This window comes from Facklamia sp. HMSC062C11, from assembly GCF_001810675.1.
In the GTDB taxonomy this organism is placed as follows: domain Bacteria; phylum Bacillota; class Bacilli; order Lactobacillales; family Aerococcaceae; genus Facklamia; species Facklamia hominis.
The window spans coordinates 24626-50782 of the sequence record NZ_KV802384.1 but is presented as its reverse complement, the minus strand read 5'-3'; the positions used below and the strand labels follow the sequence as shown (position 1 = coordinate 50782).

The 26157-nt window shown below is 38.2% G+C and carries 22 protein-coding genes; 21 read left to right on the top strand and 1 reads right to left on the bottom strand.

Going from position 1 to position 26157, the window contains the following annotated elements; genetic code table 11:
* The first annotated feature begins 73 nt into the window (after positions 1–73).
* The 13 genes from HMPREF2758_RS02515 to HMPREF2758_RS02455 all read left to right on the top strand — a co-directional run bounded on the left by HMPREF2758_RS02515 (position 74) and on the right by HMPREF2758_RS02455 (position 18397).
* The gene (locus HMPREF2758_RS02515) at positions 74–1603 is read left to right on the top strand and encodes a YfcC family protein (RefSeq protein WP_006907789.1); all 1530 of its coding nucleotides are present in this window, start codon (positions 74–76) and stop codon (positions 1601–1603) included.
* A 46-nt stretch (positions 1604–1649) separates the two neighbouring features.
* Positions 1650–2984 (top strand): M20 family metallopeptidase, encoded by a 1335-nt coding sequence (locus HMPREF2758_RS02510; RefSeq protein ID WP_016647888.1) that lies wholly within the window; start codon positions 1650–1652, stop codon positions 2982–2984.
* 16 nt (positions 2985–3000) lie between these two features.
* On the top strand, positions 3001–3939 hold the full coding sequence (gene arcC, locus HMPREF2758_RS02505) for a carbamate kinase (RefSeq protein WP_070609036.1): 939 nt from the start codon (positions 3001–3003) through the stop codon (positions 3937–3939).
* Between the two features lie 110 nt (positions 3940–4049).
* Positions 4050–5519: a C69 family dipeptidase gene (locus HMPREF2758_RS02500; RefSeq protein ID WP_016647886.1), complete on the top strand. Its 1470-nt coding sequence runs from the start codon at positions 4050–4052 to the stop codon at positions 5517–5519.
* Between the two features lie 216 nt (positions 5520–5735).
* Positions 5736–7334: a peptide ABC transporter substrate-binding protein gene (locus HMPREF2758_RS02495; protein ID WP_070609035.1), complete on the top strand. Its 1599-nt coding sequence runs from the start codon at positions 5736–5738 to the stop codon at positions 7332–7334.
* Between the two features lie 182 nt (positions 7335–7516).
* On the top strand, positions 7517–8581 hold the full coding sequence (locus tag HMPREF2758_RS02490; protein ID WP_016647884.1) for a M42 family metallopeptidase: 1065 nt from the start codon (positions 7517–7519) through the stop codon (positions 8579–8581).
* A gap of 484 nt (positions 8582–9065) precedes the next feature.
* Entirely contained in the window at positions 9066–10757 is a 1692-nt protein-coding gene (gene argS, locus HMPREF2758_RS02485; RefSeq protein WP_016647883.1) for an arginine--tRNA ligase, read from the top strand.
* Between the two features lie 394 nt (positions 10758–11151).
* Positions 11152–12894, top strand: coding sequence for an ABC transporter ATP-binding protein (locus HMPREF2758_RS02480; protein WP_070609034.1), 1743 nt, complete (start codon positions 11152–11154; stop codon positions 12892–12894).
* Positions 12881–14635, top strand: coding sequence for an ABC transporter ATP-binding protein (locus HMPREF2758_RS02475; RefSeq protein ID WP_070609032.1), 1755 nt, complete (start codon positions 12881–12883; stop codon positions 14633–14635). The genes HMPREF2758_RS02480 and HMPREF2758_RS02475 overlap by 14 nt, the downstream gene beginning before the upstream one ends.
* 316 nt (positions 14636–14951) lie before the next feature.
* Positions 14952–15650, top strand: a complete 699-nt coding sequence (locus HMPREF2758_RS02470; protein ID WP_006907780.1) for a Crp/Fnr family transcriptional regulator — start codon at positions 14952–14954, stop codon at positions 15648–15650.
* Positions 15651–15694: 44 nt separating this feature from the next.
* Positions 15695–16618 (top strand): ABC transporter substrate-binding protein, encoded by a 924-nt coding sequence (locus HMPREF2758_RS02465; RefSeq protein WP_070609030.1) that lies wholly within the window; start codon positions 15695–15697, stop codon positions 16616–16618.
* A complete protein-coding gene (locus HMPREF2758_RS02460) occupies positions 16593–17639 on the top strand; it encodes a FecCD family ABC transporter permease (protein ID WP_246823175.1) in 1047 nt (348 codons plus the stop codon). The genes HMPREF2758_RS02465 and HMPREF2758_RS02460 overlap by 26 nt, the downstream gene beginning before the upstream one ends.
* A complete protein-coding gene (locus HMPREF2758_RS02455; RefSeq protein ID WP_070609028.1) occupies positions 17633–18397 on the top strand; it encodes an ABC transporter ATP-binding protein in 765 nt (254 codons plus the stop codon). Before HMPREF2758_RS02460 ends, HMPREF2758_RS02455 begins: the two co-directional genes overlap by 7 nt.
* Here HMPREF2758_RS02455 and HMPREF2758_RS02450 read toward each other — a convergent pair.
* Complete coding sequence (locus HMPREF2758_RS02450) at positions 18391–19215, bottom strand: pyruvate, water dikinase regulatory protein (protein ID WP_070609027.1); 825 nt, start codon at positions 19213–19215, stop codon at positions 18391–18393. The genes HMPREF2758_RS02455 and HMPREF2758_RS02450 overlap by 7 nt on opposite strands.
* Positions 19216–19282: 67 nt before the next feature.
* On the opposite strand from HMPREF2758_RS02450, the gene HMPREF2758_RS02445 reads away from it, so the two are divergent.
* From HMPREF2758_RS02445 to recO, 8 genes are all read left to right on the top strand, one after another.
* Entirely contained in the window at positions 19283–19777 is a 495-nt protein-coding gene (locus HMPREF2758_RS02445) for a Fur family transcriptional regulator (protein ID WP_070609025.1), read from the top strand.
* Between the two features lie 131 nt (positions 19778–19908).
* Entirely contained in the window at positions 19909–20082 is a 174-nt protein-coding gene (gene rpsU, locus HMPREF2758_RS02440; protein WP_006907774.1) for a 30S ribosomal protein S21, read from the top strand.
* Between the two features lie 186 nt (positions 20083–20268).
* Entirely contained in the window at positions 20269–21234 is a 966-nt protein-coding gene (locus HMPREF2758_RS02435) for a PhoH family protein (RefSeq protein ID WP_070609023.1), read from the top strand.
* 20 nt (positions 21235–21254) lie between these two features.
* The gene (locus HMPREF2758_RS02430) at positions 21255–23483 is read left to right on the top strand and encodes an HD family phosphohydrolase (protein WP_070609021.1); all 2229 of its coding nucleotides are present in this window, start codon (positions 21255–21257) and stop codon (positions 23481–23483) included.
* A 20-nt stretch (positions 23484–23503) separates the two neighbouring features.
* A complete protein-coding gene (ybeY, locus tag HMPREF2758_RS02425; protein ID WP_070609019.1) occupies positions 23504–23986 on the top strand; it encodes an rRNA maturation RNase YbeY in 483 nt (160 codons plus the stop codon).
* Entirely contained in the window at positions 23970–24356 is a 387-nt protein-coding gene (locus tag HMPREF2758_RS02420) for a diacylglycerol kinase family protein (RefSeq protein WP_070609017.1), read from the top strand. The genes ybeY and HMPREF2758_RS02420 overlap by 17 nt, the downstream gene beginning before the upstream one ends.
* A 20-nt stretch (positions 24357–24376) precedes the next feature.
* Positions 24377–25297 (top strand): GTPase Era, encoded by a 921-nt coding sequence (gene era / locus HMPREF2758_RS02415; protein WP_070609016.1) that lies wholly within the window; start codon positions 24377–24379, stop codon positions 25295–25297.
* An 8-nt stretch (positions 25298–25305) separates the two neighbouring features.
* Positions 25306–26085: a DNA repair protein RecO gene (gene recO / locus HMPREF2758_RS02410; protein ID WP_070609014.1), complete on the top strand. Its 780-nt coding sequence runs from the start codon at positions 25306–25308 to the stop codon at positions 26083–26085.
* Positions 26086–26157: the final 72 nt, after the last annotated feature.

Sequence of the window (26157 nt, the reverse complement as noted above, 5' to 3'; positions counted from 1 at the left end):
AAAAAATGACATATTAATCCGGTTATGGTCATAAGCTATGACCGGATTTTTTTAAAGTTAAGGAGGAAATAATATGTCTGACATGAATACAAATCAGGTTGAACAAACACCTAAAAAACGCAAAATGTTAAATGCCTTTACCATATTATTTATTATTACAGCCGTTGTAGCTATTTTAACTTGGATTATCCCTTCGGGTGTTTATGATGTAGATGCTGATGGGAATTTTATTGCAGGGACTTATCATACTGTAGAAAAAACAGCTCAAGGCTTTTGGGACTTATTTTCAGCACCAATTCGTGGTTTTCTAGGAACTGATTCGACACCCGGTGCGCTAGAAGTATCCTTCTTTATTTTAATGGTAGGTGGTTTCCTTGGAGTTGTTAATGAAACCGGTGCCATTGACGCGGGAATTGCTTCATTAATTAAAAATAATAGTAAAAATGTATCAATTTTAATCTGGGTATTGATGTTTGTCTTTGCCCTTGGTGGATCAACTTATGGGATGGCTGAAGAAACAGTTGCCTTCTATCCACTATTGATTCCTTTGATGGTTGGGGTAGGAATGGATGCCTTAGTGGCTGTGGCAGTGGTCTTAGTTGGTTCTGGACTTGGGGTTCTATCTTCTACTGTTAACCCATTCGCAACCGTAATTGCTTCTGATATGGCGGGTATCTCTACCGCTGATGGTATGGCTCTTCGTTTAATTTTCTTTGCTGTTACCTATGTGATTGGTGCTTGGTATGTGTCAAGCTATGCTAAAAAAGTAATGGAAGATCCAAAACGAAATTCTTATATTGCAGATCATATTGAATCAGATAAAGAAAAATGGGCTGTTGAAGAAGATGCTCCAGCACCAACTGGTAAACAAAAAGGTGTTTTAATTATCTTCATGCTTACCTTCGTTTTAATGATTTTAGCTTTAATCCCTTGGGGAGATTTAAACGAAAATTGGACTTTCTTTGAAAGTTTAACAAATTGGATTACTGGACTTCCTATCATTGGTGCTTTAGTTGGTAAATCATTGATTCCATTTGGTACTTGGTATTTAACTGAGATCTCTGTATTATTCTTCATGATGTCAGTGATTATTGCTTTATACTATAAGATGAATGAAAGTCGTTTCGTAGAAGTATTTATTAATGGTGTTACTGACTTAATTTCAGTGGCTTTAATTTGTGCAGTGGCTCGTGGTATCCAAGTTGTAATGAACGATGGTCAAATTACAGCGACGGTACTTCACTGGGGTGAAATGTCTCTAGCTAACTTGCCTAAGTGGGCCTTTACGACATTGACTTATATTTTCTATATTCCAATGTCCTTCTTGATTCCTTCAACTTCAGGACTCGCTGCAGCAACAATGGGGATTATGGCTCCGCTTGGCGAATTTGCCAATGTTGCTCGTTCGATCGTTGTTACAGCATACCAAAGTGCTTCAGGTATTGTGAACTTGATTACACCAACATCTGGAGTGGTTGTCGGGGCTTTAGCCATTGCTAATATTGAAATAGGTACATGGTGGAAATTCATGAAGAAGTTAATCATCATTGTCTTTGTAGTTTGTCTTGTTTTATTATTAGCTGGAGCGTATTTAGCAATATAGTATAGTATAGTATAGTTTAGTTTTAATCAATTGAAAGGGGAGTATTATGGAATATAAATTAACTCAGTCCGTTCAAGAAGAAGCCTTAAAAACCTTAGAAGAATGGATAGCTATTCCCTCTGTCTTAGATGAAAGTGCTAGTGAAACACCTTTTGGCGAAGATATACAGCGTATGCTTGAAAGAGCATTGGCTACGTGTGAATCCTTAGGAATGAAGACTTACATTGATCCTGAAGGATACTATGGCTACGCTGAAATGGGTCAAGGTGAGGAACTATTTGGTGTCTTATGCCATCTAGATGTAGTTCCTGTAGGCAACCCCTCTGATTGGACCAATGATCCATTTAAAATGATCCGGACTAGTGATGCATTATATGGTCGTGGAACACAAGATGATAAAGGGCCATCTATTGCTGCTTTGTACGCTTTTAAAGCATTGCTTGATCAAGGTTATGAATTAAACCAACGTGTGCGATTTATTTTTGGGACAGATGAAGAGACCTTATGGCGCTGTTTAAATCGCTATAATGAAAAAGAAGAGCCAGTTACTATGGGGATTGTTCCGGACTCTGCTTTTCCATTAACTTATGCAGAAAAAGGTCTGCTTCAATTGCACCTCGTAGGTCCTGGTAGCAAAGATTTTCATATTTCAAATCCAGGTGCTTTTAATGTCGTTCCAGATAAGGCTGCTTATCAAGGAGAATTAGCTGAAGATTTAGCGAAAGAACTTGATAAAAAAGCTTATAAATATGAATTAGATGGGGATCGCCTAACCGTAAAAGGCGTATCTGTTCACTCAAAAGATTCATTAGATGGGGACAATGCCTTAAGTCACTTGATTGAAGCTCTATCTACAAAAGTAGATCATCCAATTCTTAAGTTTGTTGCTGATACTTTGGCACAAGATGTGACGGGAGAAAAAATCTTTGGAAAAGTGGAAGATGAAGATTCTGGTAAACTAACGTGTAATGTGGCTAATCTTGAAATTAATGATCATGAATCTAAGCTAGGACTCGATTTAAGAATTCCCGTTAAGACCGATAAAGATCAGTTAGTTAAAACATTATCGGATTTCGCTAAGGATTATGAGTTAAGCTATCAAGAATTTGACTATTTAGCTTCTCTTTATGTTCCTGTTGATTCTGAATTGGTGACTAAATTATTAGCTGTATACCGTGAGTTAACGGGAGACATGACTGAACCGATTTCATCGGGTGGTGCTACTTTTGCTCGTACAATGAAGAATTGCGTTGCTTTTGGAGCGCTTCAAGAAGGTGTAGAAGATACCATGCACCAGGTTGATGAACATATGCCTTTAAAGAATTTCTATGAAACCATGGAAATCTATGCGAATGCTCTAAAAGCATTGATCACTAAATAATTTAAGGGGGAGTTTTATGTCAAAGAAAAAAATTGTTGTAGCCTTAGGAGGCAATGCGATCCTATCATCGGACCCATCTGCCCAAGCACAAAAGAAAGCCTTAGAAGATACGGCAAGTTACTTAGTTCACTTGATTAAGAGTGGACACGAATTAATTATCACACACGGAAATGGTCCTCAAGTAGGAAATCTACTCTTACAAAATATTGCAGCAGATTCTGAAAAGAACCCAGCCTTCCCATTGGACAGCTTGGTTGCGATGACTGAAGGATCTATTGGCTATTGGTTACAAAATGCCATGCAGAATGAATTGGCCAAAGAAGGCATCGATAAGACAGTGGCTTCCGTTGTAACGCAAGTGATTGTCGATAAAGAAGACCCAGCTTTTACTAACTTATCGAAACCAATCGGTCCTTTCTATACGGAAGAAGAAGCCAAAGAACAAATGGCTAAGACCGATGCTACTTTTAAAGAAGATGCGGGTCGAGGTTGGCGTAAAGTTGTTGCATCACCAAAACCAGTGGCTATCAAAGAATTAGACGCTATCTCAAGCCTAGTGAATGCGGGTCATGTGGTAGTGGCAACTGGTGGTGGCGGTGTGCCTGTCATTGAAGAAGATGGTCAACTAAAGGGTGTTGAAGCTGTTATCGATAAAGACTTCGCTTCCCAGAAATTAGCCAACGATCTCGGTGCAGACCTATTCATCGTCTTAACCGGTGTTGATTATGCCTATGTGAACTATAACAAACCGGATCAAAAGAAATTGGAAACCGTATCGGTTGACGAAATGAAAGAATATATTAAAGAAAATCAATTCGCACCTGGTTCGATGTTACCAAAGGTTGAAGCCGCCATTCAATTTGTGGAAAATACCCAAGGGGGTCAGGCGGTAATCACTTCGCTTGAAAACTTAAAAGCCTTCATCGAAGATGGAGCAGCAACGATTATTCAATAATATTTTAAACCCTTAGGATAAATAAAATTGTTTGTTCGATATAAAAGGCCGATTAACACCTGCTTAGAGCGATGTTAATTGGCCTTTTTTAAATAATAGGAGGATTCAAAATGAAACAACTTAAGAGATATCGTAAATCATTGGTTAGTAGCTTATTAGTGATGACAGTACTTCCAGTACCTTTTGCTGAGGCTTGTACGAGTGTCATTGTTGGTAAAAATGCTACCGTGGATGGTTCAACAATGATTGCTCGAAATGAGGATATGTCGGCGGCATGGCCAAAATATTTTGTGGTTCGTCCGGGGGGACAAAATGAAGAAACTCAGTATGTATCAAAGGGGAATGGTTTTACAGTGGAGTTACCACAAGAACGTTTTAAGACGACTGCTACCCCAGAAGGTGATGAGTCAGAAGGAAGTTTTGACGAAGCTGGAATAAACTCTGAAGGCGTGGCTATGTCCGGAACGGAATCCCTATCAGCCAATGATGATGTATTGAACATTGATCCTTTGGTTGAAGATGGTATTGCAGAGGATAGCTTGAATGCTGTGGTATTACCTTATATTAAATCTGCCCGTGAAGGGGTTGAACGATTAGGAAAGATTGTTGAAGAAAAGGGTGCTGCTGAGGGTAATGGTGTTATCTTCTCAGATAAAGATGAAGTCTGGTATATGGAAATCGCAACTGGTCACCAATGGGTAGCTCAACGAATTCCAGATGACTCATATGCAGTGATTGCTAATCAAATTGTGATTGAAGAAGTGAACCTTGAAGATAAAGAAAACTTTATGGCTTCGAAGGATATTTTAAAAGTTGCTCAAGAAGCTAATCGTTATAAAGAAGGAGACACTTTTAGCTTTGAAAAAGCCTATGGTACGGATACTGAAGAGGATCAAGTCTATAATTATCCTCGAGTTTGGTATGGTCAAAAATTACTCACACCAAGCGTTGAACAAGATCTAGAATCTTATGATTTCCCATTCTTGATGAAAGCAGATGAAAAAATGGATATTGAAGATATTGAAAAAGTACTCTCATCTCATTTTGAAGGTACAGACTATGATTATCGCACTAACCAAGAAAGTACGCTAAGACCAGCAAGTGTTCCCCAAACAATGGAATCACATATCCTTCAAATTCGTCAAGATCTACCAAATGATATTGCAGGGGTTCACTGGCTCAATATGGGGCAACCTGAATCAAGTGTTTATGTGCCTTTCTACTCAGGTATCACTGAAACGCCAGAAGCTTACCGTATGGGAGACACGAATTTCTCATCAGGTGGTGCTTATTGGACTTTCCGTCTCGCTGGTGCATTAATGGATCAAAACTATGACCTCTTAAAAGAAGACTTTATCGTACCTGCAAAAGATGAAGCAAGAAAGATGATGGCTGAAGACTTAAAGGCTAGTGATGAAAAAGCCTTATCGATTGAAGATCCCCAAGAGCGGGCTAAGTATCTTACAGAAATTTCAGCTGAACGTGCTCAAAAGATGATGGATAAATGGAAAGAATTAACGGATCAAATGATGGTTGAATTGTTAAAGAATACGCCAGTTTATCATAATCCAGACCTATAATATTTTAGATTCGGGCATGATTTGCTATTATGGATCATAAAAAATTAAGAAATTTATAAATGTTAGAGGCTATGACTTAAGCGTTATGGTCTCTATTTTTAAACAGTGGAATTTCGTATTTTTATTAAAAAAAGATTAAATTATAACTAGACAAATGAGCTTTAGCTGTGATATAATCCCTTAATAATTAATGAAGTATTAGTAGGAGGGTATATTATGAAGAAGTTCTTAAAAACAATGGGTCTTACTCTATTGACTTTAGGTCAATTGTTGGCACCTTCAACAGCTTTGGCTCAAGATAAGGTTCTCAATTTATCAACAGGTGCTGAACCGCCGACGATTGATCCAGGCCTTTCATCGGATACGACCTCGGGAGTCATTATTGATAATGTCTTTGAAAATCTAACAGAGATGAATAATGAAGGGGAAGTAGTCCCAGGGGCAGCGGAATCATGGGAAGTCAGTGAAGATGGCTTAGTTTATACCTTTAAGTTGAGAGCAGAAGCTAAATGGTCTAACGGGGATCCTGTGACAGCAGCAGACTTTGAGTATGCCTGGGAACGTATATTGGATCCTGAAAAAGTAGCTCAGCGGGCTAATCTTTTCTATGATATTAAGGGAGCCGAGGCCTATAGTTTAGGAGAAGGTTCATTAGAAGAGGTGGGTATTAAAGCAGTTGACGATTTAACCTTTGAAGTAACTTTAGCCCATCCGGTGGCTTATTTTCCTGAATTAATTAATCACTATGTATTTGCTCCGGTCAACCATAAAGTGGTTGAAAGTAACCCAGATTGGGCAATGGAGGCTGGAGAAGACTATGTGTCTAACGGTCCTTTTGTTTTATCAAGTTGGAATCATAATAGTGATTATACCTTGAGTAAAAATGACCAGTATTGGGATAAAGATCAAGTTAAATTGGATCAAGTGAATGTTCAAATTGTTGAATCGGAATCAACAGCCAGTACCATGTATCAGAGTGGAGATCTTGATTATTTAGGATCCCCCTTTGGAACTATTTCTTTAGAGAATCTACCAGTATTCCAAGAATCAGGTGAATTACAAAAAATTCCTTACTCTGCGATCTATTGGTATAAGTGTAATATCTCAGACCCTGTCATGAGCAATGTAAATATACGTAAGGCACTTGCTTTAGCGATTGACCGTCAAGGATTAATTGAAAATGTGATGCATGGAGCGCATATTCCAGCAACAGGTTTAGTCCCACCAACAATTCCAAGTTTTGAATCGGAAAGAGATTACTTCAAGGATGGTGATCTAGAACAGGCTAAAGCTTATCTTGCTAAAGGCTTGGAAGAATTGGGAATGAAGGATCCAGCTGAATTAATAATTAATCTATCCATCAATACTAGTGAAGCCCATGCGACGATTGCTCAATATGTCCAAGAAAATTGGGCGCGTAATCTTGGAATTAATACTCAGATCGATAATTCAGAGTGGCAAGTTTATCTGGATAAGGTAGAATCTTTAGATTATCAAGTGGCACGAATGGGATGGGCAGCCGATTATAATGATGCTAGCTCTTTCTTAGGTATGTATCGTACGAGTCAAACAGGAAATAATGATACGGGTTGGGAAAATCCTGACTTTAAAGCAAAATTAGATGAGGCCAATAGTGAATCTGATGGGGATAAGCGGAATCAATTGCTACATGAAGCGGAAGCAATCATAATGGAAGAAATGCCAGTTATTCCAATTTACTATAATGAGAATAATTATGTGTTAAAAGATACCGTTAAAGGAATGCGTCCTGATCCAATCGGTCGGATCCATTTAAAATATGTTAGTATCGAATAATTAGAAGAGTACTAGTCATGGGATTGACCTCCGTCAGTTAGGCCAAAATCTAACATTCGGAGGTCATTTATATTGGATGTGATCGACGTTGATGACCGAGTTTGAGCTTTTTAGTGAATTTTGGCAATATTGACATTGAGGTCTAGGGTGTTATGATTTAGATTATGAAAGAAGGTTAAAATATGATTATTAAAGACTTATCGAATGCTTTTGGTGTTTCTGGTTTTGAAGAAGAAGTTCGTCAAGTCGCAGAAAATTATGTGGCAGACTTCGCGACTACCCGTCATGATAAAATGGGAAACCTATTTATTAATTACAAAAATGAGGCCACTAAGAATCAAAAAGTCAGAGTTTTATTAGATGCTCACCAAGATGAAGTAGGCTTTATTGTTCAAGCTATCCGTCCGAATGGTATGTTGGACTTTTTACCAGTTGGAGGATGGGTGACAACCAATGTTCCGGCTCATACGGTGATCATCAAAACACGTTCCGGTCAAAAAATTAAAGGGATTACTGCCAGTACGCCTCCTCATTTTATGACAGATGCTGAGAGAAAGGCTCCTTTGGAGATGGATAAATTGGTTATTGATGTGGGAACTTCTTCTTACGATGCAACCGTTGCATTGGGAATTCAGATAGGGGATCCGGTTGTGCCAGATGTTTCCTTTGAAGAATTACAAGATGGGTCTGTGCTATTGGGTAAGGCCTTTGATTGTCGTATTGGTTGTGCCTGTTTGTTAGAGACCATGAAAGATTTTCAAGATCAAGTCGATGAGAGTCAAGTTCAGATACAAGGTGTTCTAACTACGCAAGAAGAAGTAGGAACTCGAGGCGCGAAAGTAGCCATTAACCAATTACAGGCAGATTTAGCGATTGTCTACGAAGGTTGCCCGGCAGATGATACCTTTACAGCAGATTACAAAATTCAATCTGCTTTAACTAAAGGGCCGATGTTGCGTAATTTTGATGTGTCTATGATCACGCACCCTGGATTTCAGAATTGGGCGGTGGATTTGGCAAAAGATTTGGGGATTAAAGTTCAAACTTCTGTCCGTAAGGGTGGTGGCACGAACGGAAGTGTCTATCATCTAGCTAATCAGGGCATTCCAACGATCGTCGTAGGCATTCCGGTTCGTTATGCTCATACTCATTATGGTTTTGTAGCTTATGAAGATTTCATCAGTGCTAAAGAATTAGTACTAGCAATCTTGACTAAGATGACTCCTGAAATCTACGATTCTTTATAAGTTGTTATAAGTTACTATTAGAAGAAATTATGCATTAAAATAATTATTTGACTAAATTATTCTTTTATCAGCTTTTCTAATAGTATAAAAATTCTTTATATTGGCTAGTATGATTTATAATGATCGCTTTTTTATTCTTTAATTATTTATTTTTATGAAACTATTTTTGGAAACAGGGTTGATTTATTAAAAAAATCAATTATAATGAAGTCATTCATAGAAAAAAATGGGAAAGAGAGTAAGTGGAGCCTTATTCAACAGCAAGTCGGGATGATGAGAGCCGATGAAGATATCTTCACCAAAGCGCACTTTCTGATAGGATAGGTGAAATTAGGAGTAATCTATCACGTTTAGCGACGTTATAGCATAGAGATAGCCTGTTTTAGGACGAGCTAATCAGAGTGGTACCGTGTATTTAATATGCCTCTGGGGTTTTCCCAGGGGTCTTTTTTTATACGAAACCAAATATGAAAGGAAGAAAATGATGTCAGTAAAAGATAAAATTGTTGAATTGTTGCACAAGGAATTGTCGGAGCACTTAGATAAAGACCAACTAAGTCGTTTGATTGAAAAACCAAGTAATAGTGAATTGGGTGATTATGCCTTCCCAGTGTTTAGTCTGGCAAAGATTTTCCGGAAAGCACCAGATGCAATTGCTGAGGAATTGGCCGCTAAGCTAGATCCATCTGGTTTTGAGAAGGTGCAAGTAGTGGGTGCTTATATCAACTTCTTCATCGAAAAAGGTGCTCATGGTAATTCGGTGATTGGAGAAATCTTAAGCAAAGGTTCTGACTATGGTTGCACGGATGTAGGTAAGGGTGGCAATGTTCCGATTGATATGTCCTCACCGAACATTGCTAAACCAATGTCGATGGGTCACTTGCGTTCTACAGTGTTGGGTGAGTCCATTGCAAAAATTCTTGCAAAAATTAATTATAATCCAATTCGTATTAACCACTTGGGTGACTGGGGAACCCAATTTGGTAAGTTAATCGTTGCTTATAAAGGCTGGGGAGATGAAGAAGTTGTTAAAGCCGACCCAGTGAATGAATTAGTTAAGTTATACGTTGATTTCCATGAAAAAGCTGAAGAAAATCCAGAGCTTGAAGATCAAGCACGGCAAGTTTTTAAAGAATTAGAAGAAGGAAATCAAGAGTATCTTGATTTATGGAATTGGTTCAAGGATGAATCGATTAAGACCTTTAAGAAAGTCTATGACTTGTTGGATATCCATTTTGATTACTATACTGGAGAGTCTTTCTATAATGATAAGATGCAAGAAGTTATCGATATCCTAGCAGATAAAGGGATTTCTCATATCGAAAATGGTGCGACGGTTGTTAACTTGGATAAATATAATTTACCAATTGCCTTAATTAAAAAATCGGACGGAGCGACTCTTTACCTAACTCGGGATTTAGCGACAGCTTATTACCGTAAACGGACCTTTGATTTCGTTCAAAGTCTTTATGTTGTGGGAAGTGAACAGAGTGATCACTTTAAACAATTAAAGGCAGTTCTGAAAGAAATGGGTAATGATTGGTCTGACGATATGCACCATATTCCTTTTGGCTTGATTACTTTAAATGGTAAGAAATTATCCACTCGGAAAGGAAAAATTGTCTTATTGGAAAAAGTGCTTCATGAAGCGATTGAAATTGCTGATGAGCAAATTGCGGCTAAGAATCCTAATCTGGAAAATCGTCAGGAAGTTGCCCAACAAGTTGGGGTGGGTGCAGTTGTCTTCCACGACTTAAAATCGGATCGTCTGAACTCATTTGATTTCAACCTAGATGAAGTCGTTCAATTCGAGGGTGAAACAGGACCTTATGTTCAATATACCTATGCACGGTTAAATACAGTGATCGCAAAATATGGTAAAGAAGTTTCTGGCACGGTTGATTTCAATTTAGATGATGAAAATTCTTGGGAAATTATCAAATTGTTGCAAAATTACCCTGAAGTGATTGTCAAGGCAGCGACTGAATATGAACCATCTGTGATCGCCAAGTACGCGATTACTTTAGCGCAACAAGCTAACAAATACTATGCTAAGGTTAGAATCTTAGAAGAAAATGACCAATTGGAAACTCGGATTCAACTAGTTAAGGCGGTTACCATTGTCTTGAAAGATGCTTTATCACTCTTAAATATTAAAGCACCTGAAAGAATGTAATGGATGATTAGTTAGTCTGTTAAACTTTTAGAATATAGTAAGTCCTCTTGCTGATTTAGCTTGGGTGGAATCAATGGCTATTAGTCGCCAACCTATTCTACGCTATTACATGCAAGAGGACTTATTTTTTAATATTATCCTTAAAAAACGATTGACAGGGCTTTCATATAGGTCTATTATTGGATATATAAACTATCATAGAAAGGAGTGTTAACGATGCAAAACATTATAAAATTACTAGAACCTTTAATGTATAATACTCCTTTGAAAATGGTAGAATTAGGCTAAGATAAGTGACTGCCTTCAGCGATCGATGCAATCATTCAAGACGCTTCTTTTATCATGGACGATAGGAGAGGCGTTTTTGTGTATTTAAAATAGAAATGAGGATACAATGTTTAGCTTATATTTAGAAACGATTCGTAAGCATTCAAAAAAGTTTTCTATAGCATTTGTAGCAATTATTATTACTGCGATTGCAGAATTGGCTCCTACCTATATTATTCAATTATTCATTGATAATATGGTTGCAGGAGAGCTCACTCGAAAAATAGGAATCGCTTTTTTGTTTGCTTTGTTTATGGCAGCAGTGATTGCTTACATTGGCAATGCCATCTTAATGTATTTAGTGTTTGGTGAAAGTTTTTCTTTGATTCATCACATTCGAATCAAGATCTTTAAACGACTTTTAGGTATGAGAAGTTCTTTTTATGAACAGTTTCGCTCAGGGGACCTCATGACGCGAATGACGGAAGATATACCAACGATTGGTTATGTTATGGCATGGTTCTTTATGGCTGTTGTCTTAGATGGCGTGACAATTATTACTCTGATGGTGCTAATGATAGGCTTCATTTCATGGAAGTTGACGCTTTTAAGTTTAATACCTTTATTAATTTATGGGGTAATCATGTATTTTCTAACGAGTAAAGTAGAAAAAAGTTATGAAACGATGCGAGAATCTGTTACACATTTGAATGATCAGGTGTTGGAGGTGGTGGAAGGTGTCCGTGTTATTCGTACGACGTCTAAGGCAGAGGAGGAACTATTTCATTTTAAAGAAAAAACTGCAGCAGTGAATCAAAGTAATAATGCATATATCAAAATCACTGGGCTTTATAATCAAGCGGCAAGTCTCTTTTCAGCAATTGCCATGGTTATTGGAATGGGCTATGGTACTCAATTATTACAAAGAGGTGAAGTGACTTTGGGGATGTTGGTTTCTTTTCAACTTTATCTAACGATGCTTAATTATTCGATTTGGGATATTGCAAGTATTTTTTCAGATATACAACAAGGTCGAGTTGCATATCGTAAAATTCGTGAGCTTGAAGAAACACAGGATCATCTCTCCAAGTCGGGATCGCTTAAACTAGACCATATACATTCCATTGAATGGCAAAATTATGGCTTTAAATATCCACTTCAATCTCAGCCAAGTCTGAGAGATATTCAAGTCACCTTGAAGGAAGGAGAAACTCTGGGCATCGTCGGCAAAACGGGAAGTGGAAAGACAACACTCATCCGGCAATTATTAAGACAATGGCCGGTCGGTAATCAGGGGCGGTTGTTGATTAATGGGCAAGCGATTGAAGACTATGATCTTCAATCCTTAAGCCAGCAATTTGCCTATGTGCCTCAGGAACACTTCTTGTTTTCTCAATCGGTTAAAGAGAATATTCTTTTTTCAAATCCTACAGCCACGGAGCAAGATTTGGATCAGGTTCTTCAGGCAGCCGATTTAGCTAAGGATATTGATCAACTGAGTCAGGGCTTAGAGACTTTAGTCGGTGAAAAGGGCGTGGCCTTATCAGGAGGACAAAAGCAGCGTTTGGCTATTGCTCGTGCATTGATCGCTAAAGCTCCGATTCTTATTTTAGATGATGCCCTGTCTGCCGTCGATGCTAATACAGAGCGTACGATTATTAACCATATTCATGAACTTCGCTCTGGGCAAACTAATCTAATTGTGACCCATCGACTTTCAGCTGTCCAAGCTGCTGATTATATTATTGTTTTGGATCAAGGACGTATCATCCAGGAGGGAACGCCGGTAGAATTGCAGAATCAACCTGGATGGTATGCAGATCAGTATCATTTGCAGCAGATGGGAGGAAAAGTGAATGAAGGAATTTAAGCGGTTATTATTAGCCATTAAACAAGAATGGCTTTTATTCTTGTTAGGTATTACATTGTTGATTATATCAACAATTTTACTCTATTATTGTCCCAGGTTAATTTCTGATTTATTAGACTATTTGACCCAAACGATTCAAAGTCACGGATCTTTTGAAACAGGGAAGGTGCTGCAGTTACTAACAATCTATTTAATCCTTTCCCTGTTAGCAGTCACTTTATCCTATTTGAGCCGTGTGTTAACCGGAATAGGTTCTAATCGCATTGTTCGCTGGATGCGTGACCAAGCCTATGCCCGTATGCAGTCCTTACCGGTCTCTTTTTTTGATGATAAGCCAGCTGGTAAAATCGCTTCGCGAATTGTAAATGATACGGAGACGATTCGCTTGAAGTTTTATCAGACCTTTTCAACTCAGATTTTATTGAACTTTACCAAGGTTATTGGGGCATATTTGGCATTATTTTATACCGATTATCGAATCGCCATTCCCTTATTGATCTTAATCCCTGTTTTTATTTATTGGCAGCAGTTTTATTCCAAATTAGTTAAGCCAATTAATCAGTATGACCGCGAGTCAAGTAGTGAGATTAATTCGGCTACCAGTGAATTAGTCCAAGGTATTTCGTTAATTCAGTCTTTCAATCAGGAAGAGCATGTGGAACAGCAATTTTCTAAATTAAGTCAGTCATGGTTGACCAATCGCTTAAAATATCTAAAGATTGAAGCGACTCTTGAATGGTCATTGTCGAATTTTATTAAGATCATGGTGATGGTTTGTTTCATCGCCTATATTATGGCAGTTAATACTCAGGGGAACCTGGTTTACTCGGTGGGTAAATTCTATTTAGTGATGAATTATATTATGATGCTCTTTGATCCTTTGACCAACATGGTCTATATGAATGTTTCTCTTCAGCAGGCCTTAGTAGCTGCCCATCGTGTTTTTGAACTTTTGGATAGTCAAGTTGAGGAAGACTCTGACTCAATCTTTCAGATGCAAGAAGGTTCTGTTGTTTTTGATCATGTCTGCTTTGCTTATCAAGCGGACCATCCAGTTTTACAGGAGATTAACTTTAAGGTGAAGTCTGGTCAAACGGTTGCCTTGGTGGGCACAACAGGATCTGGTAAGTCGTCGTTAATGAATTTATTGATGCGATTTTATGATCCTCAAAGAGGGAGAATTCTTATTGATGGACAAGATATTAAAGATTTTTCCAGAGAGAGTGTTCGGGATCAGATGGGCATTGTCTTACAAGAACCCTATTTGTTTACTGGGACGGTTGCAGAAAATATCCGCCGATATCATCAAGAACTAACGGATGACCAATTAGTGGAGGCGCTTAGAAGAGTAGGAGGAGGCACTTTGCTTGCTAAGCTTGATCAAGGAATACATACTCCACTTGCAGAGCGAGGGCAGTCCTTATCTTCGGGAGAACGGCAACTCATTGCTTTTGCCAGAACACTGGTAAATGATCCAAAAATTTTAGTATTAGACGAGGCTACTTCACATATTGATACCCAGACCGAAAGGATCATTCAAAATGCCATGAAGGTCTTGCAAGAAGGAAGAACCACCTTCATCATTGCACATCGTCTATCAACGATTCTCCATGCTGATTTAATATTGGTCTTGGATAAAGGGCAGATTGTTGAACGGGGAGATCATCAAAGTTTATTGGAATTAGATGGCTTTTATGCTGATATCTACAATAAGCAGACTCAGATGGCTCAATCATTATGAAAAATAGGTCTAACGTCGATTAGTCTTAATAATGTTAAATTAAAGATCCAGGGCAAGTTTCCCTGGATCTTTAATTTACTAGATAAAAGATAACTAGAAGGAAAAGCACCTTTGTGCCTAACATTAAAAATAAGTGAAATATAAACGTTTATATTAAAATCTTATTGATACTTGCTCATCGATTATAATGTTTAATCGCTTTTATCTTGAAAGAAAGTCAGAATCATGACATAATGAACGTATGACATGAAAAGGACACGTGATAGGCTGCTTTGTCCTTGTGTAAGGCAGTATTAATGAATGAGAGGGGGCTTATATGGTTAACCGAGATTTGGAGCGTTATGTTGAACAATTAGAAGACTATGACTTTTTTTCTCGTCTGACTTTAGAACAAGCTAATCAAATTACTTCTTCGGCTTTATTTCATCATATTTCTAAAGGACAGTATATTTTCTTTCGAGAGGATCCGATTATCTATTCTTATTTTAATTTTAAAGGGTTAGTTCGCTTGGAGAGAGAAGATGCGAGTGGCGATTATCGCTATTTGGATTATGTGGGTGAAGAGAGTTTTTTCCCTTACGCCGAGTTTATGAATCGTAGTGAACATATTTATGATGCGATTGCTGTCACAGATGTTGATTTGTTTTATATTCCAAAGAAATTAATGGAGGATATTGTTCGTTCAAATAGTGAACAATTGGCCTATGTTTATAGTAACTTAACGGATATTCAATATTATTTAGAAAAACGGGTACAAATGACGGCGATTCCTAGTGCAACCATGCGAGTTATTCAAACATTGGCTATTTGGATGTATGATATGGGCAAATTTATGCCGGATCATGTGATTATCCCGCATCCCTTAACGATTATGGAATTAGCTAGTGTGGCAGGGACGACGCGTGAGACCGCTGGTAAAGTCGTTAAGGAGTTACGGGAAGAAGGAAAATTAGATTTTACTCGTCAAAATATAATCTATAAAGATTGGAAATACTTTAGCAAATTATTGGAATAAATGTTATACTTTGTGTGATAAATTTTTAAAAAAGGAGTTGTCTTATGAAAAAAAGATTATTGAAATGGCAATTGTTACTAGCTTTTCTATGTTTAACCTTGTTCTTGACGAGCCCAGTTTCGGCAGAAGAGTTAACCATTGAAGATATGGCAGGTCGAGAGCTTGTTTTAGAAGAAGGAAAAGTAGATAAAGTCGTAACCTTAATGCCGTCTGATGCTGAAATCTTATTCGCCATTGGTGCGGGGGATACAATTATTGCACGTGGAGATTACGTGGATTATCCTGCAGATAAGGTAGAATCTATTCCATCTATTACAACGGGTCAAGAAATGAACGTGGAGGATATTATCGCTAAAGATCCTCAATTAGTAATTGCTTCTAAGATGTCTTTAAGTGAAGATCAATTAAAGCAGTTGGAAGATTTAGGCATTAAAGTCTTTATCACAGACGCTCAAACGATCGAGGAAGTGTATCATTCGATTGAATTATTAGGGCAATTAGTTGGACATGAAGATGAAGCCAGTCAATTAATTGAAGATATGAAAGCTTCTTTTAAAGAATATCAAGACAAAGCCAGTCAAAAGAATCTCGATTCAAATTCAGTCTATTATGAAATTTCTCCAATTGAATTTGGTTTATGGACTGCTGGTAAGAATACCTTCATGGATGAATTAGGTAACTTATTAGGATTAGATAACATTTTTAAGGATCAAGATGGCTTCGTTGAAGTCTCTGAGGAACAGGTCTTGAAGTTAAATCCATCATACATTGTAACGAGCTTTATGCCGATGGATGAAGGGGCGCCATCAGCCGTTGACGAAATTTTAGGTCGTGAAGCTTGGGCAGATGTGGCTGCTGTTAAAGATAAAAAAGTCTTTGCAGCTGATAATTCCTCCTTTACACGTCCAGGGCCTCGTTTAGTGGATGCTATGAAGTCCTTGTATGAATTTGTATATGAAGAAAAATAAACGGCTCCTCTTAATTTGGATCCTAGGCCCAATGATCAGTTTGATGATCCTTGGGCTTTGTTTAGTGTGGGGGTCTGTATCTATCTCATTTCACCAGGTTTACCTTTCTCTGGTTTCCCTTTTCAAAGAGGAGTGGAGCGGTTTAAATCCATCTAATCAGACGATTATTTTAGCGGTTCGTTTGCCGCGTATATTGAATGCTTTTTTGATTGGAGCAGGCTTATCATTGGCTGGGCTGACCATGCAGAGTTTATTAAAAAACCCCTTGGCAGACGGATCTACATTAGGGGTTTCTTCAGGAGCTGCTTTAGGAGCTGGTTTAGCGATTCTTTATTTTCCTCATTTTTCTGTGTATCAATTTGATAGTCGTTTTATCTTAGCTGCAACTTTTGCTTTTATTTCCTTGTTACTTGTCTTGACCTTTACTCGTTTATTTGATCAGCGGCTAAGCCATCAAAGTTTAATTCTAGTAGGAATCATTTTTTCAATGTTAGTGTCTGCGGGATTAAATTTATTGCTTTTGTTAGCCAAAGATCAATTGCAGACCTTAGTGTTTTGGACACTTGGCTCGCTATCTGCGACAACTTATCATGATGCTTGCATTTTAGCCTTTGCTTTAGTGATTAATGTGTTGTTTCTTTATCGTTATAGCCAAGACCTGAATGCTCTTGCTTTAGGAGGGGACCAGGCTCGTAATCTAGGGGTCAATGTTTATCGTGTCCGTCTACTTTTATTAATCTTTGTTTCGATTCAGGTAGGCTTGAGTGTGGCGGTAGCGGGATCAATTGCCTTTGTGGGCTTGATTATTCCTCATATGAGTCGAATGATTGTTGGGGCGAATCATCGCTATTTGGTAGCCGTGAGCCTGTTTTTAGGGGGGAACTTTTTAGCCGTAGCTGATTTGGTTGCACGAACTTTGATCCGTCCTTTAGAGATTCCGATTGGTATTATCACATCCATTATTGGAACACTCGTCTTTTTCTATTTATTAGTCAAACGAACACGAGGTGACGTATGTTAGAGTGTAAAGACGTATCGATCCAGATAAAAGATCAAGTCCTATTTGAGTTAGCAAGTTTGGACTTAATGGTTGGTCAATGGTGGATGATTTGTGGGCCAAATGGTGCTGGGAAATCAAGTTTTTTAAAGGCGCTTTCTGGTGAAATGGATTATAGGGGATCCATTTTTTTGAAGGGACGAGATCTAAAGACATATTCTAACCTAGAAAAAGCTAGGCACATGGCGTTCTTACCTCAAATTCAGTCCCTTTCTCATGATTATTTGGTAGAAGAAGTGGTCGCATTGGGGAGGTATCCCTATTTAAAAGGCTTCTTGAAAAATCTGACAACTAAAGATTGGCAACTCGTCAAACATTATTTGAAAGATACAGGGATTGATCATAAGCGAAGAGCTTCTTTGAATAATTTGTCTGGAGGAGAACGACAAAAGGTGTTCTTGAGTCAAGCCTTTACTCAAGAACCATCGATTTTGATATTAGATGAACCCAGTAACTTTATTGATCTTAATTATCAAAAACGTTTATATGATGGTCTAAAAGAGTGGTTATGTCAAGGTGACCGGATTATTGTTTCAGTGGTGCATGACTTATCCCTCGCTAAAAAATATGGCAGCCATGCTTTGCTTTTAAAAAATGGACAGACCCTGTCATGTGGGCCTATCCAGGAGAGTTTGGCTGATTCTAATCTTAATGCGGCATATGATATGGATGTGCGATCATATTTGCTTCAATTGTATCAAGAGTGGTTAAAGGATCAGTGATTGATTGCATTGTCCATATCCTGGATGATGAGTTGGGCAGTTTCTTCGATAGAACGATCAGCAACATTAATCACTGGGCACTCGAGTTGTTGATATATTTGATCGGCATAGTCTAATTCCGCTTGAATACGACTGCGGGAAGCGTATTGACTGGCTCCTTGGATACCAAACTCTTCCATGCGTTTTTGTCTAAATTTTTGAATGATTTCAAGGTCATTTGTTAGACCGATGATCTTTTTGCGGTCGATTTTAAAGAGCGAGTCGGGAAGTGAATTTTCCGGGATCAAAGGGAGATTGGTGACCTTGTAGCCTAAGGTGGCTAGATACATGGATAAGGGGGTTTTTGAAGTGCGGGAGATGCCTAGTAGTAGGATGTCGGCTTCATCAAAAATGGATGGATTATTTCCGTCGTCGTATTTACTCGCAAATTCCATGGCTTCAATGCGCTTAAAATAAGCAGCATCCAGTTCGTGTTGGGCTCCAGCTTCTTGGCTAGGTTTGACCAGAGTTCGTTCTTCAATTAGTTGTGTTAAAGGTTGAAGTAGATTGAAATAGTCTAAGTCATGGGTCTGGCAAAATTGAGTAATTTCCTCTGCTAGGTTTTGGTCAGCCAGAGTTAGAAGAGCAATGCCTTGATGATCGATTAAGCTCTTTTTCAAAGAACTTAGGTCCTCATCTTTTGAAATAAAAACCCATTTGTGTAATACTGACTTTATACTAGGAAATTGAACAATAGCAGCTTGGGCAACTTTCAAGGCTGTTTCACCGATAGAGTCCGAAATCAGGAAGAGATGGATTGATGGAATTGTTTGCGTCATGAGTATACTCCTATGTTTTAGATGATTGTTTATGCATAGTTTACCATATTATAAGGAAGTGAGAATTATGAAGCCAGTTCACTTGAAAAAAACTCCATATCCAACGGAAGTGAATCGACTGATTGAGTTGGGACACCAACAATTAAGGGAAGCAGGATTTAAGATTACCAAAAAGCGGACAGAGATTCTTAGTTTATTTGCAGATAACCAACGATATTTGACGGCACTTACGATTCATAAGGCTTTGGAAGAAGTTTATCCAACGATGTCCTATAATACTACCTATCGTAATTTGTATGATTTTGTAGAAATTGGACTTCTGGAATCGACTGAGTACCAAAATGAACAACTTTTTCGTTTATCTTGCCAATTAGGTCACGATTGTCATCATCACCATCATCATTTTATCTGTGTGAATTGCGGAAAAGCTTTAGTACTGGATGCTTGTCCTTTAGAACAGGTCCATACGGATCTATCTAGTGTTAAGGTGTTATCACATCGTTTTGAAGTCTTTGGATTATGTGAAGATTGCCAACTTCTCCCTGAAAGTGAGCTTCAATAAATCGATTTATTGCCAAAAATTAATTTCTAGACTTTGCATCTGAATGGAATCGTGGTATAATTCTAAAAGGACTTTGTTTAGAAGATTAATTCTAAGAAAGGTTACTATAAGCTCGGAGGGAGGGGAACCATATGTCAAAAACAATTGTTCGTGATAACGAATCTTTGGATGACGCTCTTCGCCGCTTTAAGCGTAACGTTTCTAAAACAGGTACTTTGAGAGAAGCGCGTAAACGTGAATTTTACGAAAAACCAAGTGTTCGTCGTAAGAAGAAATCAGAAGCCGCTCGTAAACGTAAGTATTAGACGTAGCGCATAAGCAAAAATGAAATATTGAAAATTTTTATTTTCATAAAAAGAGAGGGGGCTTGTCCCCTTCTTTTTTTATCGAACGAAGTAAGTAAAATACTATTCAACAAGCTATAATGATACTCATTGGCTACTTTTTGTGGTAATCTAAAAGTAAATCTGGATAATAAAGGAGAACGAGGATTGAATCAACGTGGAGCCTATACAAGTCAAGTAAATGTATCAAACACAGATTGGTTATTACAAATCTTAGGTAATCATGATAAGAATTTGCGTCAATTAGAAGAGGCTTTTGATGTAATGATTGCTAATCGGGGGGAGGTCATCTCTATTGAGGCGGATGATGAGCTCTCAACACAACAAGTGCGATCGATCATCTTGAACCTTTTAGCCTTATTAGAGCGAGGCATTCCTCTTCGACAAATGGATCTGGTAACGGCGATTAAGATGGCTAAGAATAATCAGATCGATCATTTTATCGATCTATATGATCGGGTAATTGGCCGAACAGCTGAAGGATCTGCTATTCGTTGTAAGACCTATGGTCAGTTGCAGTATATTCAGGCAATAGAAAAGAAAGATATGGTGTTTGGCATTGGTCCAGCGGGAACTGGAAAAACATTTTTAGCGGTTGTAATGGCTGTTCAAGCGATGCGCGAAGGGAAAGTCAAGAAGTTAATTTTAACGCGTCCAGCAGTTGAAGCAGGGGAGAATTTAGGCTTTTTACCAGGAGATTTAAAGGAAAAGGTTGATCCATATTTGCGGCCAATCTATGATGCGCTATATGCTGTCTATGGTGCTGAGCATACCAACCGATTAATGGAACGAGGGGTTATTGAGATTGCACCTCTAGCCTATATGCGCGGACGGACCCTAGATGATGCTTTTGTGATTTTAGATGAAGCGCAAAATACGACGACAGCCCAAATGAAAATGTTCTTAACCCGATTAGGATTTGGATCTAAAATGATCATTAATGGTGACCAAACTCAAATTGATCTTCCTAAGGGTGTTCAATCAGGTCTTATTCATGCTAGAGAACATTTGAGGGGGATTCAAGGGATTCAGTTTGTTGGTTTTGATGAAATGGATGTTGTACGTCATCCAGTTGTCGCAGAAATTATTAAGGCGTATAGTCAGGCTACTTAAAAAAATAAGGAGAGATTGCCATGAATCGGCGACTACAAGTTTTTTATGAAAAGCTGGGCCCTTTTTATTCAGTATTCATCATCGCTATTTTAAGTGGCTTAATTGCACTTATCGGATACCATCATGTCCAGCCGAGGTCTTATGATTTTAAAGTCAACCACGTATCGGATGTGACAATATTAGCCCCTTCGACGATGGAAGATAGCTATCAAACTCAGTTAAATCGGCAACGAGCTCGAGAAGCGATTGCAGATATTTATGTTTTTCAAGAAGATCTACTTGAAATAGAACGAGATCGTTTGGATCAGTTTTTCTCCTATGTTCGTGAGTGGAAGAATCGAACTTATACCCAGTCGCAATTAGTTGAGCTTATTAAGGATAAAGGGCCGGATCAATCTATTGATCTTGAACAGATCAAGCAATATCTTCCTGAAGCATCGCAGTCTCTAAGTTTCGATGAATTATCACCGAGTCTTCAAAGTGTCTTAGCCCAGCTAGTTTTTCTAGATCCACCTGCAGACTTACAAGCATTAATTGATCAATTGCGACAAGATAATTTGCGTCTGCTCCTACTGTTGGATGCTCAGGACTTGGATTTACTACAAGACGAATTGCTTCAAGTGATTAAAGACACGATGAGCCAAGAATTAAGTGCTAGTCAGCTTGGCCAAGAACTTCTTAATATAAGAACGCAAATGGCAGCTGGATCTTTACCTTTAGAACTTCAGCAGCTCGCTTTAAATATTTTAAGTTATTCGATCAAACCAACTTTGATTTATTCTGAAAGTGAAACAAAACGATTAAAAGATGAAGCAGAAGCGAATGTTCAAACTTCTTATATTTTACAAGGTCAAGTAATTATTCAAGCTGGACATGTGATTAAGCCAACTAATTTGCGACAATTAGAACTTTACGGCTATTTAAATCGACAGAAAAATTCGATGAAAATATGGGTTTTCTTGGGACTCATCCTAATCCATGGACTTTTATTAGTAAGGTTGTTTTATGTAGGTTTCGATCGATCAGACTTGGATCAAAAAAGTAAGAACTTGACAGCTTATGCCATTATTCTTGCCGGAGCATTGCTAAGTATTGAATTGAGCCAATGGCTACAGATCCATCACTTTTTATATGCGAATCTTTTAGTGCCGATGGCTGTTTTCCCTTTGCTTCTTTATACTAAAACTAATTTGAAGCATAGTTTACTATTTGTTCTAGTTGTTCATATTTTTGCCATCTTTGTACTTACAAATAATGAAAGCCAGACCCTGGTGATTTATGTGAGTTTATTCTATTTGTTATCCAGTCTTTTAACGGTTATATATATTCTTTGGCAAGGAGATATTAAGCAATCATTTAGAAGACAGCGTTTCTTTCTTTATACATTATTGGGACAATTGTTTTTAGCGATTCCTATTATGAGCGCTTTATCGATACCGGTCAATTCAAAGCAAGTTCTCTGGATTCTTGCATCGACATTATTATCTAATCTACTCGGTTTTTTAATGTGGGTACTTTTGGAACCCTATTATGATCAATTGTTATCGAGTCGTTCTCCAATGACATTGAATCAGTTAGCAAATTTGAATCACCCGCTTTTAAAGCGTCTCATTGAAAAAGCTCCTGGAACTTATCACCATTCAATGATGGTCGCAAATTTAGCAGCTAATGCTGTTGAAGCGATTGGTGGGGATTCTTTACTGACACGGGTTGCAGCTTATTATCATGATGTGGGCAAGACGATCCATCCTCTCTTCTTTGTGGAGAATTTGTCAGGTGGCATTGAGTCTCCCCATCAAATGTTGACACCTCAAGAATCTTCTCAGGTTATTATTGATCATGTCACTGAGGGAGTGATATTACTTCAAGAAGAGGGACTCCCTCAATCAATTATTGATATTTGTCAACAGCATCATGGAACGACCTCTACTCAATATTTTTACTATCAAGCTAAAGAAGCAGATCCTACTGTTGAGGAAGCTGATTTTCGGTATCCGGGCCCGATTCCTCAGACTAAGGAAGCAGCGATTACGATGATTGCTGACTCGATGGAAGCGGCGTCTAGAACATTGAAACACTATGATCAAACAGCCATTGAAACTTTATTAGATCAAATTATTCAATCAAAATTGAAGGATGGGCAATTTGCTGATTGTCATTTAACGGCTGATGAATTACTTAAGGTTCGTCAATCAATTATCAAGGGGATTGCGTCCATGTACCACACAAGGATTGAGTATCCCCATTAGGTATGAAAGGAGTTAATAAGATGAACATTGAAATTATCGATGATGAAAATTACCTTACCCCAGATCAAAGCGAATTATTAAAGGGATTAATTAATTTAGCTAGTAAAAAATTAGAGGTCAATCCCCACAGTGAAGTGGACATTTCAATTGTTGATAATGAGCGTATACAGCAATTGAACCGGGATTTCCGCAATAAAGATCAAGCCACGGACGTGCTATCCTTTGCATTAAATGAAGGTGAGGAGTGGTTAGAATTGGATTCTTTTATGGAATTGGAAGAACGTCCACAGATCGCTCCGCACTTAGGAGATATCATCATTTCGATTGAACGAGCTAAAGAACAAGCCATAGAGTATGGTCATTCTATTGATCGTGAATTAGGCTTTTTAGCGGTTCACGGTTTCCTGCATTTAAATGGGTTTGACCACCAAACACCTGAAGAAGAAAAAGAAATGTTTGCCCTACAAGATGAGGTATTAAAAGAATATGGCCTCTGTCGATAAACATCTTAAAAACACCAATTTTTTAGAGTCACTAAACACAGCTTGTCAAGGGATCGTTTTCGCCTTTTGTCATGAACGTAATTTACGTTTTCATGCTGTGGCTATGGGGCTGGTTTTCGCTTTAGCTGGAAGATTATCCTTTTCAAGCTTGGAATGGGTGATATTGGTACTAACTGTAAGTCAAGTCATCGTGGCAGAGATGGTAAACTCCGCTCTTGAGTATTTGACCGACTTAACCGTCGGCAATCAGTGGCACCCCATAGCCAAGCGGGTTAAGGATGTTGCAGCAGGTGCTGTTTTAATAACCGCTCTAGCAGCTGTTTTGATTGGTGGCTTATTATTTTTACCGAAATTAATTAACTTATTTTAACGAATAGATAAAGGAGTTTTATGGAATCAATAAAATCATTATATCCTGACTATCATTCTGGTTTTGTGGCCTTGGTTGGTCGCCCAAATGTCGGGAAATCAACCCTACTAAATCAAATTGTTGGGCAAAAAATTGCGATTATGTCGGATAAAGCTCAGACGACCCGGAATCGAATTCAAGGAGTATATACGCGAGAACAAGCTCAGATCGTCTTTATTGATACACCGGGTATTCATAAGCCTAAGCATGAGTTAGGAGAGTTCATGGTCAAAACAGCTTACAGCGCATTGAATGGAGTCGATGCGATCTGTGTCTTAGTGAACGCTTCTGAAAAAATGGGACCTGGTGATCAATTTGTGATTGACAAGGTGCGTGAGGCCAAGGTTCCTGTTTTTCTAGTCGTCAATAAAATTGACCTCATTCACCCAGATGACTTGTTGCCGTTGATCGAGGGCTATCAAGCTTTATTTAATTTCGAAGCGGTCGTTCCTATTTCTGCTAAAGAAGGAATTAATATCCAAGCTTTATTAGATACATTAGTAGCAAAGATGCCCAATGGGCCACAATATTATCCGGCAGATCAAGTGATGGATCACCCTGAATATTTTGTGGTTAGTGAATTAATCCGTGAGAAAATCCTTTTGTTGACCCGTGAGGAGATTCCGCATTCTGTTGCTGTGCAGGTTCATTCGATGCAACGTAACCCAGATGATAAAGTTGAAGTTCAGGCAAGTATCATTGTGGAGCGAAAAAGTCAAAAGGGAATTATTATTGGTCACCAAGGAAAAATGATTAAAAAAATTGGAAGTTTGGCGCGACGAGATATTGAAAACTTATTAGCGGATAAGGTCTATTTGGACTTGTGGGTGAAGGTTCAAAAAGACTGGCGCGATCGACAGGCCAATCTTAATGATTTAGGCTATCGTCTGGAAAACTATTAAGAGCTAGTTTGGATTCAAAATTTGAAGGTATCGTTCTTTTTCAACGACCTCATCGGGAAAACGATGCCTTGGTTAAGCTTTTCACCCAAGAATATGGCACGAAAATGTTTTTTGTTAAGGGACTGCAGAAGCCGAGTCATCCCCTTAAGGCTAATTTGATTCCGCTTACTAGACAATCTTTTGTAGGCCGTGTGAATCAGCAAGGTCTTTCTTTTTTAAGAGAGGCCAACTGTCTAGACTTTTATCCGGCCATTCAAAAGGATCCTGTTTTATTGGCGCATGCTAGTTATATTAGTCAACTTATCGATGCCTCAACTGATGATAATGTTAAGGATGTCTCCTTATATCAGTTTTTTTATAAAAGTTTGACATTTTTAAATGAGGGTTATCCAGCTGATGCCGTTCATTTAGTCTGTGATTTAAGACTGCTTAAACGTTTTGGCGTTCAACTTGATTGGCAGCATTGTCGAGTCTGTGGGAATCAAGTAGGGCCTTTTGACTTTTCTATGCGCTATCAAGGACTTTTGTGTCAAGCACACTGGTCAATGGATTCATATCGTCTTCGCTTGAAAGCTGAGAGTATTCCTTTAATTCAATCTTTGTCAGGAATGTCTCTATCTCGCTTTAGGAAACTAGAGATTGAGCCAGAACTTGCTCGAGATCTCCGGCGGCTTTTATTTGAGATATACAATGAGTTGGTTGGAATCCATCTAAAAACTCAGTCTTATATCCAGGAGATGGATCAAATGCAGGCGATGATAAAAGAAATACCTAAACGAAATAAGTGATTAATGAGTCATAATTAGCTATTTAAAGCGGCTTGCTTTAATACGGTGGATTGACTTTTTTCGAAAAATTGA

Coding starts and splice junctions, on each gene's coding strand:
- HMPREF2758_RS02515 (WP_006907789.1), top strand. CDS start 74: ATGTCTGACATGAATACAAATCAGGTTGAACAAACACCTAAAAAACGC.
- HMPREF2758_RS02510 (WP_016647888.1), top strand. CDS start 1,650: ATGGAATATAAATTAACTCAGTCCGTTCAAGAAGAAGCCTTAAAAACC.
- arcC (WP_070609036.1), top strand. CDS start 3,001: ATGTCAAAGAAAAAAATTGTTGTAGCCTTAGGAGGCAATGCGATCCTA.
- HMPREF2758_RS02500 (WP_016647886.1), top strand. CDS start 4,050: ATGAAACAACTTAAGAGATATCGTAAATCATTGGTTAGTAGCTTATTA.
- HMPREF2758_RS02495 (WP_070609035.1), top strand. CDS start 5,736: ATGAAGAAGTTCTTAAAAACAATGGGTCTTACTCTATTGACTTTAGGT.
- HMPREF2758_RS02490 (WP_016647884.1), top strand. CDS start 7,517: ATGATTATTAAAGACTTATCGAATGCTTTTGGTGTTTCTGGTTTTGAA.
- argS (WP_016647883.1), top strand. CDS start 9,066: ATGTCAGTAAAAGATAAAATTGTTGAATTGTTGCACAAGGAATTGTCG.
- HMPREF2758_RS02480 (WP_070609034.1), top strand. CDS start 11,152: ATGTTTAGCTTATATTTAGAAACGATTCGTAAGCATTCAAAAAAGTTT.
- HMPREF2758_RS02475 (WP_070609032.1), top strand. CDS start 12,881: ATGAAGGAATTTAAGCGGTTATTATTAGCCATTAAACAAGAATGGCTT.
- HMPREF2758_RS02470 (WP_006907780.1), top strand. CDS start 14,952: ATGGTTAACCGAGATTTGGAGCGTTATGTTGAACAATTAGAAGACTAT.
- HMPREF2758_RS02465 (WP_070609030.1), top strand. CDS start 15,695: ATGAAAAAAAGATTATTGAAATGGCAATTGTTACTAGCTTTTCTATGT.
- HMPREF2758_RS02460 (WP_246823175.1), top strand. CDS start 16,593: ATGAATTTGTATATGAAGAAAAATAAACGGCTCCTCTTAATTTGGATC.
- HMPREF2758_RS02455 (WP_070609028.1), top strand. CDS start 17,633: ATGTTAGAGTGTAAAGACGTATCGATCCAGATAAAAGATCAAGTCCTA.
- HMPREF2758_RS02450 (WP_070609027.1), bottom strand. CDS start 19,215: ATGACGCAAACAATTCCATCAATCCATCTCTTCCTGATTTCGGACTCT.
- HMPREF2758_RS02445 (WP_070609025.1), top strand. CDS start 19,283: ATGAAGCCAGTTCACTTGAAAAAAACTCCATATCCAACGGAAGTGAAT.
- rpsU (WP_006907774.1), top strand. CDS start 19,909: ATGTCAAAAACAATTGTTCGTGATAACGAATCTTTGGATGACGCTCTT.
- HMPREF2758_RS02430 (WP_070609021.1), top strand. CDS start 21,255: ATGAATCGGCGACTACAAGTTTTTTATGAAAAGCTGGGCCCTTTTTAT.
- ybeY (WP_070609019.1), top strand. CDS start 23,504: ATGAACATTGAAATTATCGATGATGAAAATTACCTTACCCCAGATCAA.
- HMPREF2758_RS02420 (WP_070609017.1), top strand. CDS start 23,970: ATGGCCTCTGTCGATAAACATCTTAAAAACACCAATTTTTTAGAGTCA.
- era (WP_070609016.1), top strand. CDS start 24,377: ATGGAATCAATAAAATCATTATATCCTGACTATCATTCTGGTTTTGTG.